This window comes from Pseudoalteromonas sp. 19-MNA-CIBAN-0066 (assembly GCF_040308705.1).
GTDB classification, from domain to species: Bacteria; Pseudomonadota; Gammaproteobacteria; order Enterobacterales; family Alteromonadaceae; genus Pseudoalteromonas; species Pseudoalteromonas nigrifaciens.
In genome coordinates this window covers 1-267 of record NZ_JBEONZ010000234.1, presented here as the reverse complement: position 1 = coordinate 267, position 267 = coordinate 1, and the positions used below count along the sequence as shown (strand labels likewise).

General features: G+C 46.8%; 1 protein-coding gene. It reads left to right on the top strand.

Features of this window, described 5'->3' with window-relative positions:
- Nucleotides 1-2 precede the first annotated feature (2 nt).
- The coding region (locus AAEZ18_RS18960) for a phage protein GemA/Gp16 family protein (protein ID WP_352255963.1) at nt 3-267 on the top strand (265 nt) is incomplete at its 3' end.

Here is a 267-nt window from a genome sequence, read left to right as displayed (position 1 = left end):
ACATTGCAGATGGCCGCACAAATACATGCACAGGGCTTAGTAAACTTGAACAACAGCAGCTGCTTGCTCGTTACCGCGCTATGAACCCTAATGCAGGTAAAAAGCAATTACCTGCACAGCTAAAAATGATTTACAGCCTATGGGGGCAGCTGCACCGAGCAGGCGCGGTAAATGTAGATTCTAAGCAGGCTTGCGACGCGTTTTGCGAAAAACATTTACAAGGTAAAACCCTGTATAAAAGTGCGCAGCAGTGGCCGCATATTATAG